Origin of the sequence: Streptococcus sp. SGI.013, assembly GCF_050315295.1 — a bacterium.
Taxonomy (GTDB): Bacteria; Bacillota; Bacilli; order Lactobacillales; family Streptococcaceae; genus Streptococcus; species Streptococcus porcorum.
On sequence record NZ_JBNPOS010000006.1, the window covers coordinates 55,443 to 70,484 of the forward strand.

12 protein-coding genes are annotated in these 15,042 nt (G+C 36.6%); all 12 read left to right on the top strand.

Annotated features, from left to right (window positions below; all coding sequences use genetic code 11):
• Positions 1-72: 72 nt before the first annotated feature.
• A complete protein-coding gene (locus tag ACQRDX_RS02745; RefSeq protein WP_354369078.1) occupies positions 73-762 on the top strand; it encodes a response regulator transcription factor in 690 nt (229 codons plus the stop codon).
• The gene (locus tag ACQRDX_RS02750) at positions 762-2,258 is read left to right on the top strand and encodes a HAMP domain-containing sensor histidine kinase (protein ID WP_427894279.1); all 1,497 of its coding nucleotides are present in this window, start codon (positions 762-764) and stop codon (positions 2,256-2,258) included. The genes ACQRDX_RS02745 and ACQRDX_RS02750 overlap by 1 nt, the downstream gene beginning before the upstream one ends.
• 160 nt (positions 2,259-2,418) lie before the next feature.
• On the top strand, positions 2,419-2,913 hold the full coding sequence (gene nrdR / locus ACQRDX_RS02755; protein ID WP_354369830.1) for a transcriptional regulator NrdR: 495 nt from the start codon (positions 2,419-2,421) through the stop codon (positions 2,911-2,913).
• Positions 2,900-4,063 carry a helicase loader gene (locus tag ACQRDX_RS02760; protein ID WP_427894277.1) on the top strand — a complete coding sequence of 388 codons (1,164 nt, stop codon included), beginning with the start codon at positions 2,900-2,902 and terminating at the stop codon, positions 4,061-4,063. The genes nrdR and ACQRDX_RS02760 overlap by 14 nt, the downstream gene beginning before the upstream one ends.
• A complete protein-coding gene (gene dnaI, locus ACQRDX_RS02765) occupies positions 4,064-4,948 on the top strand; it encodes a primosomal protein DnaI (protein WP_427894275.1) in 885 nt (294 codons plus the stop codon).
• Positions 4,945-5,658: an NADPH-dependent oxidoreductase gene (locus ACQRDX_RS02770; protein ID WP_427894273.1), complete on the top strand. Its 714-nt coding sequence runs from the start codon at positions 4,945-4,947 to the stop codon at positions 5,656-5,658. The genes dnaI and ACQRDX_RS02770 overlap by 4 nt, the downstream gene beginning before the upstream one ends.
• A 16-nt stretch (positions 5,659-5,674) precedes the next feature.
• Complete coding sequence (gene der, locus ACQRDX_RS02775) at positions 5,675-6,985, top strand: ribosome biogenesis GTPase Der (RefSeq protein WP_354369826.1); 1,311 nt, start codon at positions 5,675-5,677, stop codon at positions 6,983-6,985.
• Between the two features lie 206 nt (positions 6,986-7,191).
• Positions 7,192-10,281, top strand: coding sequence for a DEAD/DEAH box helicase (locus ACQRDX_RS02780; RefSeq protein ID WP_427894271.1), 3,090 nt, complete (start codon positions 7,192-7,194; stop codon positions 10,279-10,281).
• 84 nt (positions 10,282-10,365) lie between these two features.
• Positions 10,366-11,001 (top strand): hypothetical protein, encoded by a 636-nt coding sequence (locus tag ACQRDX_RS02785; protein ID WP_427894269.1) that lies wholly within the window; start codon positions 10,366-10,368, stop codon positions 10,999-11,001.
• A 16-nt stretch (positions 11,002-11,017) separates the two neighbouring features.
• Positions 11,018-12,349, top strand: coding sequence for a UDP-N-acetylmuramate--L-alanine ligase (gene murC / locus ACQRDX_RS02790; protein ID WP_427894267.1), 1,332 nt, complete (start codon positions 11,018-11,020; stop codon positions 12,347-12,349).
• 56 nt (positions 12,350-12,405) lie between these two features.
• Positions 12,406-12,900, top strand: coding sequence for a GNAT family N-acetyltransferase (locus ACQRDX_RS02795; protein WP_427894265.1), 495 nt, complete (start codon positions 12,406-12,408; stop codon positions 12,898-12,900).
• Positions 12,901-12,995: 95 nt separating this feature from the next.
• Positions 12,996-15,017 carry an endolytic transglycosylase MltG gene (gene mltG, locus ACQRDX_RS02800; protein WP_427894263.1) on the top strand — a complete coding sequence of 674 codons (2,022 nt, stop codon included), beginning with the start codon at positions 12,996-12,998 and terminating at the stop codon, positions 15,015-15,017.
• Positions 15,018-15,042: the final 25 nt, after the last annotated feature.

Sequence of the window (15,042 nt, forward strand, 5' to 3'; positions counted from 1 at the left end):
TTATACCGATGCGTTAAGTTTGGATGTGATGATAACTTCATGATATCCTATAAAGGAAGAAGGTTGGTGAAAATGGTAAAGAAAATTTTAATTATTGAAGATGAAAAAAATCTCGCTCGCTTTGTTTCTCTGGAGTTGCAACATGAGGGATATGAGGTAACGATTGCTCATGATGGTCGTAGCGGCCTAGAGCAAGCAATAGATGATGATTTTGATTTAATTCTTTTAGACTTGATGTTACCAGAGATGGACGGGTACGAAGTAACACGTCGACTTCGTCAAGAAAAAACGACTTATGTGATTATGATGACAGCGCGTGATTCCGTGATGGATATCGTGTCTGGTCTTGATAGAGGTGCTGATGATTATATTGTTAAACCATTTGCGATTGAGGAGTTGTTAGCACGGGTTCGTGCGACTTTCCGTCGTCAAGATTTTGAAAGTGAAAAATCCTTTTCTGATGGTTCAGCTATTTATCGTGACTTAAAGATTGACAGTCAAAATCGTTCAGTGGTTCGTGGTGACACAACTATCCCATTGACAAAACGTGAGTTTGACTTGCTAAACGCATTGATGAGTAATGTCAATCGAGTAATGACACGTGAGGAGTTGCTTTCACGTGTCTGGAAATATGATGAAGCGGTTGAGACTAATGTTGTCGATGTTTATGTTCGTTACCTTCGTGGTAAGATTGATGTCCCAGGACGTGAAAGTTATATTCAGACCGTTCGTGGAATGGGATATGTGGTACGTGAAAAATAATGTTAAAAAAAATACGTGAGTATTATCACCGTGCTAGTTTAAAAGGAAAATTGTCTGTGACGACTTTTTTCCTTTTTCTGTTTATTTTTACTATTGTAACACTTTTGGCTTATGCTTCTATGAATTATATATTATTAAATCATGAAAAAGAGACACTTCAAGCAAATAGTCAAAAGTTGAGTACGGAATTGTCTGAGATTGATAAGGAGTTGACTTTAGATAATTTATCAGACTATCTTTATACGCATAGAGATTCTGATGTGGTGAAGGTTCAAGAATCGATTAGGGAACATCATATTTTTCGAGAAATGAGAGATTTGTCCTCTGTCTTGATATCAACACAACAAGCTTATATTTACAGTAGTCAAAAGCGATTAATTTTTACAACAGATTCTGAAAAAAATCCTCCAACCTTACGATATGTTGGGGAGATTTATTCAACGGCCTACAGTAACGTGAAAGGATATGTGCTGACTAAGCCGATTTATGCAAAATCCAACTCTAAAAAGATTATAGGTTATATTCAAATATTTCAAAATTTACAAGTTTATTATAATATTCGTAATCGTGTGTTATTTTTTTTGGTTGTCATGGAAATTTTTATTTTGATTATTGGTCAGCTAGTTATTGTTGAGTTTTCTAGGCGTTTTTTAAGTCCTGTCCATGCCTTAAATGCTTCCATGCGTGAGGTTGTGAAAAATCCTTCAGATTTATCTAAGCGTGTAGAAATTCATACTGGCGATGAGATTGAAAGTTTAGCTCATATTTATAATCAGATGCTGGAGCGGTTGAGTGAGCAAAATGATCGCCAAGTTCGTTTTATTAGCGATGTCAGTCATGAACTTAGAACTCCTATCGCTGTGATTAAGGGTCATTTAGATTTGTTGCAGCGTTGGGGGAAAAATGATCCTGAAATTCTAGAAGAGAGCTTAGAGGTTAGTTCAGTAGAAATTAATCGTATGAATATCATGATTAATGATATGCTTGAGATGGTGCGTATCACAGGAAGTTTTGAGCAGCATCAAAATGATACTTGTATAGTTCAAACATCCAGTGCTGCCATTGTGGGGAACTTTAAAGGATTACACCCTGATTTTGACATCACCTTAAGTGATCAGATGGCTCAGCCTATTATGATTAAGATGTATAAAAATCATTTTGAACAAGCGTTGACTATCCTAATGGATAATGCTGTTAAATATTCTAGAGATAAAAAGGTTATTGACTTATCAATAGGTTTAGAGGAACAGTATGCTTTGATCAGGGTTAAAGATCAGGGAGAAGGAATTTCTAAAGAAGATTTACAGCATATTTTTGAGCGCTTTTATAGGTCTGATAAGTCACGCCATCGTGTAAGTACACAAGCTGGTTTAGGAATTGGGTTATCTATTTTGAGTGAAATTGTGGAAGCTTATCATTGTCAGATAGATGTTGTGAGCGAAGTTGATAAAGGAACAGAGTTTATGTTGCGCATCCCTATTGTAAGGGAAAAATGATCATTAGCATCATAGATGATATTTCTATTGAGAGGTTGGTGCAATCCAACCTTTTTTATGTATCCTTTTAAAAACACTGTCGTATCTTACTTTCTTTTATTGTGCTTCAAAATATGATACAATAAAGAATACGAATTCTTTGGGAGATAGGGGTGTTTTCATGCGTTGTCCAAAATGTAATTGTAATAAATCAAGTGTGATTGATAGTCGTCAAGCAGAAGAAGGAACGACCATTAGACGTCGTCGAGAGTGTGACCAGTGTCATTACCGTTTTACAACTTTTGAGAGAATAGAGGATATTCCGCTTGTTGTGGTAAAAAAAGATGGGACGCGAGAATCCTTTTCTCGCGAGAAAATCTATACAGGTATTATAAGGAGTGCTCAAAAACGTCCAGTATCAGCTGAGGTGATCGACCAAGCTATTGCTCGTATTGAGCAGACGATTCGCAGTGACTATGATAATGAGGTTCCCAGTGAGGTTATTGGGAATCTAGTGATGGATGAGTTGGCGGATTTAGATGAGATTACTTATGTTCGTTTTGCAAGTGTTTATCGTAGCTTTAAAGATGTCGATGAGTTGGAAGAGTTGTTGCACCAGTTGACTAAAAGTATGCGCACAAAGAAAAAGAGATTAGATAAAGATGCGAGCGAATGATTCCTTCTACTATCTTGATAAAGGGAGGATAGAGGTTGCTGATCCTTTGACGATGCAACTGTATTATCCCATTATTAAAGCTGATGCTTATATTTTATATTGCTATTTACAAGCTTTTTATGATCAAGGGAAAAAGCGACATGCCTTTCATGAGATTTTAAATCATACTCTCTATAACATGCAACGATTCGAGGAGGCTTTGGCAGTTTTGACGGCTCTAGATCTTGTTCGTTTCTATCAAGATCGTCAAGCTTATATCATTGATGTCAGAGCGCCTTTATCTAAAGAAAATTTCCTATCACATGCTCTGTATCGTCATTTATTAGAAGGGGCTATTGGACAAGTTGCAGTTTCTGAGATGGACGAAGAGATTCCAGAGGCTAGAAATCTTTCTAAGAAGTTTTCGGAAGTGTTTGGAAATCAAGGAGAAATTGTTCCATCAGAGCATCCAAAGGTAGCTAAAAACTATTTTGATTTAGATAGTTTTAAACGGTTGATGAGAAGAGATGGGCTTAGTTTTACGGATGAAGAAACGGATCTAGTAGCTATTTTTAACCTATCTGAGCGTTATAAATTAACATGGTATGATACTTATCAATTGGCGAGAGAAACAGCTAGTCAAAATAAGATTTTAGTTTCACGAATGGTGGCTAAAAGGGAAAGTCAGAATTCCCCTTCCACCAATGACTTTAGTGAGAAAGAAAAAATTGTCATCAAAGAAGCCAGAGAAGATAGTCCTGAGGTATTTTTAGCTAAAATTAAAAAGCCAAAGCAGGCAATAGTGACGAGAGATGAAGTTAAAATTTTAGCAGAAATGGCTCAGATGGGATTGCTTGATGAAGTGATCAACATTATGGTACTCTATACCATGAATAAGACTCACTCTGCGAATTTGCATAAAAACTATGTGCTAAAATTAGCCAATGATTTTGTGAGTAAGGGGATTTCGCGAGCTGATGATGCGATGAAGTATCTTCGGTCTGTCGGAGAGAAAAAATCTCAAGCAAAAGAAAAAACGAATAAAACCAATATCCCTAAATGGAGTAATCAAAATTATCAAAATCAAACCAGTCAAGATGAGCAAGAAAAACTAGAAGCCTACCGGCAAAAAGCCCTAGAGCGACTGAGAGATTTGGGAAAGGAGGACTAGATGGAAAAGATAAGCATCCAATACCCCACACGTTTTAACCCAAGAGAGCTAAAAGAGCAGATTTTAAAAGATCCAGATGTGGCCATGTTTATAAAAGAGCAAGGTCTAACTCCTGATCAGGTACAGTTGAGTTTAACAAAACTGAATCAGTTTCGTATGGAGCGTGATCGTTTTAATCGTGGCGATGAGGCTTATATTGCTAAAGGCTATCAGCCTGTATTAGTGATGAACGAAGGCTATGCTGATGTCTCTTATAAGGAAACGAAAGAACATCATCAAGCGCAGGAAAAGCAGGCAGTGAGTGATCGTATTCATCTGGTTAATCTCCCTAAGTCATATAAACAAATTGGGCTAGAAGATATTATGCTTGATGATATTAAGCGTATTGAAGTTTTTGAGGCTATTGTGAGTTTTGTAGAGCATTTTCCTCAGATAACAAAAGGTCTATACCTTTATGGTGACATGGGGGTTGGCAAGTCCTTTATGTTAGCTGCCTTGGCGAGAGATTTGTCTGAGAAAAAAGGGTTAAGCACCACTTTACTTCATTTTCCAAGCTTTGCGATTGATATTCGACATGCCATCAAAACAGGGAATGTCAAAGAAGAGATTGATCGCATTAAAATGGCTGAAATTTTAGTTTTAGATGATATTGGTGCAGAACAAGCTAGTGCTTGGATACGTGATGAGGTCTTACAAGTTATTTTACAGTACCGTATGCTTGAAAATCTGCCAACTTTTTTTACGTCTAATTATAGTATGGCTGATTTGGAGAAAAAATTATCTTCTGGCAAAGCTGATGGTGAGGTTTGGGAAGCCAAGCGTGTGATGGAACGCATACGTTATTTGGCTACAGAATTGCATTTAGAAGGGGAGAATCGTAGATGACAGATATGATTGATTTGATGTTAAAACATACTTCTGTTAGGCGTTTTACTAATCGTCCAATAGCAGCTGATGAATTAGATCAGATTATTGAGGCAGGCAGAGCAGCATCTTCGTGGAAAAATTTTCAATCCTATTCTATCATTGTTGTTACCTCTGCAGAGAAAAAAGAGGAACTTTATCAACTCACCCCTCAACCTGCTATTTTGCAAGCTCAGGCGATTTTATTATTTGTAGGTGATTTGAACCGAGCGAGTAAGGCAGCTGATTTACATCAAACGGCTTTTGATGCTAGAGGGAGTGAAAATCTTTTGATTTCCTCTGTTGATGCAAGTTTAGCGGGACAAAATTGTCTCCTTGCAGCAGAGAGTATGGGATACGGAGGTGTTTTCATTGGGATGATTCGCCACAAAGCTATGGACGTCGCGACTTGCTTTAACCTTCCAGAATATACTTATCCTATTTTTTGTATTGCACTTGGAGAACCTGCGCAAGAACATCCTGTTAAACCACGCTTGCCAAAAGAAGCTGTCGTCTTTGATGAAGTGTATAAGGAACAGGATTCATCTGTAGTGCTGGCTTATGATGAAGTCCAAAGGATTTATGCGGGTGATCGTCAAACGGAAACTTGGTCTGAACGCCTGATTTCACAATTTGGACAGGCTGAGCAAAAAGAAACAGAAAAATTATTAAAAAAACATAAACTATTGTAACAAGAAAGAGAGTATTATGGCTTTACCAACTATCGCTATTGTCGGGCGTCCGAATGTCGGAAAATCGACTTTGTTTAACCGTATCGCAGGTGAGCGTATCTCTATAGTAGAAGACGTTGAAGGGGTAACCCGTGACCGTATTTACACAACAGCCGAATGGTTGAACCGTAAGTTTTCAATCATTGATACAGGAGGTATTGATGATGTCGATGCACCATTTATGGAGCAAATCAAACACCAGGCTGATATTGCGATGAGTGAGGCAGATGTCATTGTTTTTGTAGTATCTGGTAAAGAAGGGGTGACAGATGCTGATGAGTATGTGTCAAAGATTTTATATCGTACCCACAAGCCAGTTATTTTAGTGGTTAACAAGGTAGACAACCCAGAGATGCGTAATGATATCTATGATTTTTACGCACTTGGTTTGGGAGATCCTTATCCTGTGTCATCTGTTCATGGTATTGGAACAGGAGATGTTTTAGATGCGATTGTAGAGAATCTTCCAACTGAGGAAGAAGAAGAAAATCCAGATATTATCAAGTTTAGTTTAATTGGTCGTCCAAATGTCGGAAAATCAAGCTTAATTAATGCCATCTTAGGAGAGGATCGTGTGATTGCAAGTCCTATTGCTGGAACGACACGTGACGCTATTGATACAAGCTTTGTCGATAGTGATGGGCAGGAGTTTACTATGATTGATACAGCAGGAATGCGTAAATCTGGTAAGGTTTATGAAAATACAGAAAAATACTCTGTGATGCGTTCCATGCGTGCGATTGATCGCTCTGACGTTGTCTTGATGGTGCTTAATGCGGAAGAAGGAATTCGAGAATATGACAAACGTATTGCGGGATTTGCACATGAAGCTGGTAAAGGGATTATCATTGTGGTTAATAAGTGGGATACGCTAGAAAAAGATAATCATACCATGAAACAATGGGAAGATGATATCCGTGATAATTTCCAATACATTTCCTATGCTCCGATTATTTTTGTTTCTGCTTTGACGAAACAACGTTTACACAAATTACCAGAAATGATTAAACGCATCAGTCAAAATCAAAATATGCGCATTCCATCTGCTGTTTTAAATGATGTTATTATGGATGCTATAGCAATTAACCCAACGCCAACAGATAAAGGAAAACGCCTTAAAATTTTCTATGCTACTCAGGTTGCAGTGAAACCACCTACTTTTGTGATTTTTGTTAATGAAGAAGAGTTGATGCATTTTTCTTACCTTCGTTTCTTAGAAAATCAAATCCGTCAAGCTTTTGTCTTTGAAGGAACACCGATTCATTTGATTGCACGTAAACGAAAATAAAAGCTTCTGCAACATAAATGTGCTAGCTTTTTCTAAGAGAAGTAGAGAAAGATTTTTATCTTACTTTTTATTTGAGATAGGCAAGCTTAAAATGGACGCAGAAAAATAATATCAAACCCCAACCGTGAGAAGTTAAGATCAGCTTAACTTCTTTTTTATTTTTAAAGTATGCTATAATAGAGGGATAAAGAAAAAGAGGTATCAGTATGGCTAAACTTATCCCAGGGCGAATTCGTAACGAGGGGATTGAGTTATATCAATCGGGAAAATTTGAATTAATAGAAGAAAAAGATTCGGTCATTAAAGCGATGGTAGATGGTAAAATGATTTCATTTTCTTTGGATACAGAGGAAGTTAATTGCCAATGTGATTTCTTTAAATCTAAACAATACTGTCTTCATCAAGCCGCTTTAGAATATTTTATGAAAAATGATTCAGAAGGACAAAAACTGGTTTCTGGTATTAAGGAAGAAAAGAAAGAAAAGCAGGCAACACAGGCAATCACTTCATTTGGAAGTCGTTTTCTTGATCACTTATCTCTAAATGATGATGATACCTTGCGTTACCAATTGTTAGCTGTTGGTGAACAAAGTTTATATACCAATGATATTTGGTGGACCTTACGCATTCGTCGCTTACCAGATGAGAGAAGCTATATCATCCGTGATATTAGAGCTTTTTTACTGGTCATAGAGGAAGAATCTTTTTATCAAATCGGAAAAAATTATTATGAACCGTTGTCTTTGTTGAATTTTGATGCCTCAAGTCAAGAATTGATTACGTTTTTGTGGCGCGTGATTCCTCGAGGTGATCGTTTAGATAGTGAACATATTTTACCAAATCATTCTAGACATTTGGCCTTACCCTTGGGATATTTTGAAGAAGGCTTAGAGTTACTACAGGCCTTACCAGAATCTCAATTAACTTATGCTGATAAAATTTATAAGCAGGTTACCATTCACGATTTGGTGGGAGAAGAAGGGCTGATTCAATTTAAAATTGACGTGCATCGCCAGTACATTGAATTGATGATTAAAGAAAAGGACTATAGTAGTTTATTTGATCACCGCTATCTTTTTTATAAAGGTATTTTTTATCATTTGAATCAGAAGCAAAGAAAGTTGGTGGCTAATTTAAAAACCCTTCCAATAGATGAGGATGGGGCAAAGTATCTTCGTTTTAATTTGGAAGAACAAGCAAAATTAGCAGCTAGTTTATTGGATTTTCAAGAGGTTGGTCAAGTTGAGGCTCCTAAAACTTTTCAAATTCGTGATTTTACTCCCAAATTTTATTTTGATAGTTTAAACACAGGGGAAATTAGTTTATCTTTGCGTTATGATTATGGGCAACTAGAAGTAGTGACAGAAGATAGTCTGTTGTCACTCCCTTTTGCTAGTAATTTTAAAAAAGAGGAAAAAATCAAGCGTTTAATGGTACAAGCAGGTTTCGAGGGTTATTTTTCAGCCTATCGCGCCCCACTTTTACCATCTGACTTATATACTTTTTTTGAAGAAACGCTTAATCGTTTTAGAAAAATCGGTCAAGTCTATATCGGTGATACCTTAGCGGGTTTCCATTTAGAAGAAAAACCAAGAGTATCAATAGCAACCAAGGGAAGTTTGTTAGATGTTTCATTTGATTTTTCTAATATTGTAGAAGATGATGTGGATGAGGCCTTGACAGCACTGTATCAAAATGCACCTTATTTTATTAGTCAATCAGGAAAGTTGATTTTATTTGATGAAGAGACTCAAAAAGTTGCTCAAGTCCTCCAAAAATTACGTGCCAAAGCAGCAGTTAATGGGCATTTAGAGTTATCAGGAGTAGCCACTTATCAAATTGCAGATCATTTTAAAAATATATCTAATATTAGTTTTTCAGATGATTTTAAAAAGATGGCACAGGACTTAACACACCCAGAAAATTACCCTCTTCCAAGTTTAAGAGTTCAAGCGGAGTTGAGAGATTATCAATTATCAGGAGTTAGGTGGCTATCTATGCTAGATCACTATGGTTTTGGTGGGATTTTAGCAGATGATATGGGACTAGGAAAAACCCTCCAGACCATTGCCTTTTTATCTTCTAAATTAACTAAGGCATCTAAGGTCTTAATTTTATCGCCTTCCAGTCTGATTTATAATTGGCAAGATGAATTTAAAAAATTCTCACCAGACTTAGACGTGGTTGTCGCATACGGCTCTAAAGTTAACCGCGATGAGCTTATTCAGCAAGCACATCAGGTCACCATCACAAGTTATACTTCTTTTAGGCAAGATTTTGAGGTTTATCGCCAGTATCAGTTTGACTATTTAATCTTAGATGAAGCACAAGTGATGAAAAATACTCAGACCAAGATTGCTCAACATTTAAGAGATTTTGAAGCCAAGCAGTGCTTTGCTTTATCTGGAACACCTGTGGAAAATAAGCTTTTGGAAATTTGGTCGATTTTTCAGATTGTTTTACCAGGCTTACTTCCTAATAAGAAAACATTTTTAAAATTAGATCCAAAAACTGTATCGCGTTATATTAAACCTTTTGTGATGCGACGTAAAAAAGAAGATGTTCTACCTGAGTTACCTGATTTGATAGAAACGACTTATACTAATGAGTTAGCAGATAGTCAAAAAGCGATTTATCTCGCACAATTAAGACAAATGCAAGAAAGAATTAAAGGTGCTTCAGATTCGGATCTTAATCGCAGTAAAATTGAGATTTTATCAGGTATCACTAGACTTCGCCAGATTTGTGATACTCCTAAACTTTTTATGACTTATGAAGGAGAGTCAGGAAAGATTAACAGTTTAAGAGAGCTCCTGCAACAAATTAAAGATAGTGGTCACCGAGCACTGGTCTTTTCTCAGTTTCGAGGAATGCTAGATATTGCAGAAGAGGAGTTGACTAAGATTGGTTTGACAAGTTATAAAATCACAGGTTCTACACCTGCTGATCAACGCCAAGAGATTACAAGGGCATTTAACAGTGGCTCAAAAGATCTGGTTTTGATTTCTTTAAAAGCAGGTGGGGTTGGTTTGAACTTGACGGGAGCTGATACGGTTGTCTTGATTGACCTTTGGTGGAATCCAGCTGTAGAGATGCAAGCGATTAGTCGTGCTCATCGTTTAGGTCAACGAGAAAATGTTGAGGTCTATCGTTTGATTACACGCGGAACAATTGAAGAGAAAATTTTAGAGTTACAAGAAAGCAAGAAACATCTGGTCGCCAGTGTCCTTGATGGAGATGCGACACAATCTAATATGACAATAGAGGAAATAAAAGAGATCCTTGGAATGACGTGATTATTTTTTATAAATGAAAAGATAAATTTTGAAAAGTTTTCTATTTTAGTTTATAATAGGAATGCTATAGAAAGGAAGGGTAGCATGGATCGTAAAAAGAGAAAATTTCCCTTGGTAGCTGATCATGAAATTATTGTTGAGCAACCTAAAATCATGAAATTATATGAAACTGAGGATTTAATTACTAATATCCATGGTACTTATCAAGACAAGGGTTATCAAGATATTTTACAAGAGCGTCCCATCTCATCGGCTATAAAGGAAGAAAAAACTAGCGTATCACAAGTGGTGGTATCTGAGGATAAGACTTATGCTGAACAGATGAGGGAAAATTCTAAACGCGATTTGAAAAGAAAGCGTCAAGATTATTTATCCAATAAAATAAAAACCAATCCAGTGTTATCGAGTAAAGCCATTTCATCAACAAAAATGGAATCGAATCCAAAGGTTAAATCTCAAAAGCAGTCTAGTCAAATGCCAAAATCATCTCAGTCTGTGACAGAATTGTCACGTTTTTCGGAGAAACTGAGACAAGAAAATTATATTTTAGCAGAGCTACCTAGTCACTATCAGCAACCTAAAAATCAAAAGAATACTACTAAAAAGAAAAATAACTATGATTTCTTAAAGAAAAGTCAGATTTACAATTATCCAGATAGGCAGTTAAAAACTGAAAAAAGGGTGGCTCAAGAACTAAATCTGACTCGATTTGAAGATTGATATTAAAGGAGAAAACATGACGAAAACCTATCATTTTATAGGCATTAAAGGCTCAGGAATGAGTGCACTAGCTCTACTTTTACACCAAATGGGTTATCAAGTACAAGGGAGTGATGTTGAGAAATATTATTTTACTCAACACGGTTTGGAAAAAGCAGGTATTTCATTACTTCCTTTTGACGAGTCTAATATTTCAGATGATATTGAAGTGATTGCAGGGAATGCCTTTCGTCCAGATAATAATATCGAGGTTGCTTATGCCGTTGCTAACGGGATTCCTTTTAAACGCTACCACGAATTTTTAGGTGAGTTTATGCGTCGCTTTACAAGCTTTGGAGTGGCAGGAGCACATGGAAAAACCTCTACAACAGGCTTATTGGCACATGTGATGAAAAATATTACAGATACTTCCTTTTTGATTGGTGATGGGACTGGTAGAGGCTCGGCACATAGTCAATATTTCGTATTTGAATCAGATGAATATGAACGTCACTTTATGCCTTATCATCCAGAGTACAGCATTATTACCAATATCGATTTTGATCATCCAGACTATTTTACGGGTATTGATGATGTTTTTAATGCTTTTAACGACTATGCAAAACAGATTCAAAAGGGATTGTTCATCTATGGTGAAGATGAGTTACTTCGTCAGATTACCTCAGATGCCCCAATTTATTACTATGGATTTGATGAAGCAAATGATTTTGTAGCCTATGACATCAAACGTTCAACATCAGGTTCTAACTTTAAAGTGAAGTTTCAAGATAAGGTTTTGGGAGAATTTCATGTTCCTGCTTATGGGCGTCACAATATTTTAAATGCGACAGCTGTGATTGCAAACCTATATATTGAAGGTTTTGATATGGCTTTGGTGGCAGAGCATTTGAAAACTTTCTCAGGAGTAAAGCGACGTTTTTCTGAAAAATTGATTAATGAAACGGTTATTATTGATGACTTTGCCCATCATCCAACGGAGATTATTGCGACTTTAGATGCGGCACGTCAAAAATATCCAAGTAAAGAGATTGTGGCTATTTTCCAACCTCACACCTTTACACGTACGATTGCCCTTTTAGATGAGTTCGCGCAAGCTCTAAATGAAGCAGACTCTGTTTATTTAGCTCAAATCTATGGTAGTGCGCGTGAAGTGGATAAAGGAGAAGTAAAAGTTGAAGACTTAGCAGAGAAAATTAGTAAGCCTGCTAAGGTTGTGACCGTTGAAAATGTCTCACCGCTTCTTAACCACGATAATGCTGTTTATGTCTTTATGGGGGCAGGAGATATTCAGCTCTACGAACGCTCGTTTGAGGAACTATTATCTAATTTGACACAAAATAATCAATAAAAAATACTTAAGCTGGGATAATTTATTCCGGCTTAAGTCTTTATTTAGGAGGAAATATGATCATTAGACAAGCAAAAATAGAAGATTTAGCAGACATTATTCGCATTGAACAAGCTAATTTTTCAGAAAATGAAGCCGCTACTCCAGAAGCTATGGAGGAGAGGGTAAAAAAAATTAGTGATACTTTTCTTATTTCAGAGATAGGTGGAAAAATATCAGGTTACATTGAGGGTCCCGTTATTCCACATGAGTATATTACTGATGAACTCTTTCATGAAGTGAAAGAAAATGATCATGAAGGTGGCTATATCGCTATTACCAGTCTTTCGGTTGACGCCAATTTTAAGGGGCAAGGTGTTGGAACAGCCCTTCTAGCTGCTATGAAAGACTTAGCAGTTTCAACTCATCGGCAAGGGATTACATTGACTTGTCATGATGAGTTAATTTCTTATTATAGTATGAATGGATTTGAAGATAGAGGTTTATCTGAGTCTAACCATGGTGGTAGCGTTTGGTATAATATGGTTTGGGAAAACCCTTATTTTCATTAAAATGTGTTAAGAAACTGTAACAAATAATCCCAAATATTGCTTTTGTGAATGGATTACGGTATAATGGCGTTTGACAATGATTAGGAGGCCATATTTTGACCGATAATTTTGACGATAAACAAAAAGAAGTCAGAAGCTTTAAAGAGAAAATTTTAGAAGATATCAAGAAAGCCAATGAACAGAGAGAGGCTGCTTTGGCAGCGGCAAAAGCTCGAGAAGAAGAGTTGAAGCTCGCTATCGCTGAAGCTGAATTAGAAGCACGTCGTCGTGAAGAAGAACTTAAATTAGCAGAAGAAGCTAAACGTCGTGAAGAGGAGCTAACCAAAGCTTTAAAAGAAGCAGAGGAAAAAGAAAAAGCCCTTCGACTTCAAGCTGAAGAAAATGCAAGATTGGAGCGCTTAAAAGAAGAAGCACAAGAACGTGCTCAAGAAGAAGAGCGTAAGTTGGCGTTAGAGGAAGCTAGACGAGTTGAGGTTGAAAGACAAGCTCAAAAAGTAGCTGAAAAAATCGCTCAAGCACAGAAAATTAGAGAAGAAGCTTATAAAAAAGCAGCTAGTGAGCAAGCTTCCCAAAAATCAGATTCATTTTCTGATAAAGAAACAGCTTTCAAAAAAGAGGAAGATAGTCTTTTTTCTGAAGTAAGCTCTGATTTGGCCGAAACACCTCAACAGGTGGCTAAAGCTTCGCTTGCAAGTGTGTTAGCTCAAGAAAACCTTTCTAAAAATACGATATCTAGTACTGAGGAGTTCGTAGAAGAGCAAGTCTTGAGTGAAACATCAGATCAGGTAAATGAAGCTGGATTAGTCGAAAATATTTCGGTAGAGGAGCCGCAGTTTGTTGAAGAACCTGAATTAGAGGAGCTTGTGATTGATATTGATCATCTAGATGATCAATCAGAAAATCAGGCATTAATGCCATCAAATGATGACAGAGAGGAAGGTCTAGTAGACACAACTACTATGAGAAAACGAAAAACAAATGTGATTGCCATGCGTATTTCAGCAATTTTAGTCACGATTATCGTACTTCTAACTCTAGCGACAGCTTTTGTTGGTTATCGTTATATCTCTACTTCTTTGGCACCAGTCAACAGTAAATCAACAGAATATGTTCAGATTGAGGTGCCAGAAGGTGCAGGCAATAAGTTAATTGGAAATATTTTAGAAGAAGCAGGTTTGATTAAGAGCTCATCTGTTTTCAACTATTACACTAAGTTTAAAAACTTTGCTAACTTCAAGAGCGGTTACTATAATTTACAACCGAATATGTCCGTAGAGGAAATTGCAAAAGAATTGCAAAAAGGTGGGACTTCTGAACCAGTTAGTCCTGCTCTTGGTAAAGTTCGTATTACAGAAGGCTATACTATTAAGCAAATCGCAGCCTCTATTTCTAATAACGTCAATACAAAGACCACAAGTGATAAGACACCATTTACGAGCGAGGAGTTTTTAAATCTGATTCAGGATGATAGTTTTATTGCTAGTATGGTAGAGAAGTATCCACAGTTGTTAGGAAGTCTCCCATCAAAATCAGATGTGAAGTATCAACTTGAAGGTTATCTTTACCCCGCAACGTATGATTATTACGAAGATACTACTTTGGAAGATCTTGTTGAGCAAATGATTGCAGCTATGGATACTAATTTAGATCCATATTATAATAGTATCAGTAAACAAAACATGACAGTCAATGAAGTTTTGACTCTATCTTCTCTAGTTGAAAAAGAAGGCTCAAGCGATGAAGATCGTCAAAAAATTGCGGCAGTATTTAATAACCGATTAGCTCAGAATATGCCTCTTCAGTCTAATATTGCTATCTTGTATGCAATGGACAAATTAGGAGAAAAAACAACTTTAACAGAAGATGCAACGATTGATACCTCAATTGATTCGCCTTACAATATTTATGTGAATACAGGTTTAATGCCTGGTCCAGTAGATAGTCCTAGTTTGTCTGCAATTAAAGCAGTCATTACACCAGCTGAAACGAATGACCTTTATTTTGTAGCTGATGTGACAACTGGGAAGGTTTATTTTGCAGAAGACTATGAAACCCATTCTGCTAATGTTGAGAAATATGTTAATAGTAAATTAACGACATCATCAAGCAGTAATTAAAAGAAATGTGGGAAACCACATTCTT